The sequence below is a fragment of the Psychrobacter sp. 1Y4 genome, from assembly GCF_051847555.1.
Window position 1 is genome coordinate 1 of the sequence record NZ_JBPYDE010001082.1, and the last position, 534, is coordinate 534.

General features: G+C 47.2%; 1 pseudogene. It reads right to left on the minus strand.

What is annotated here, in order from left to right:
- Positions 1 to 534 (minus strand): annotated as a pseudogene (locus tag ACS8FC_RS20530) (two-component sensor histidine kinase); the annotation flags it as partial.

The following is a 534-nucleotide window of genomic DNA, read 5'->3' on the forward strand; positions in this document are numbered from 1 at the left end:
CCAGACACAAACCAATACACTAAAGGCAATAATCAATAATAAACGTATGGGAAAATTACCATGCTGTAGCTCCACCACATCTGCAAAACGTAGATGCGGGCGCAACTGTATGATGACTGATTGTCCATCAGGTAGTTCAACCGAGATGTCTGCCAGTTCAGGACGCGCATCAATATCCGCTATCGCAGCACTGCTCGACATTATTGGTTTTAATATTTCGTGCAAAACAGAAGGCTGTTTTGTGGGTATATCATCATTCAGATTGCTTGGTTTATTATCGTAAGCTCTAGGCGGTGGCGGCAGTGGTTGCTGCATAGCACGTTCCATCGACTGCTGGCCGCTCTGCCCACGTCCTTGCGTGCGCTCGTCTCTGTCCCGATAACGCGGAAATATAATAGCGCCTTGCTCATCGTAGACTCTGATTTGACTCATGAGGCGTCGATCTTGACGATACATCTGCCTGACAGCTATCAAATCACCCACTCGCAGCGCATCGACCATCTCTTGACGCTGAATTAATAGACTCTCAATTTG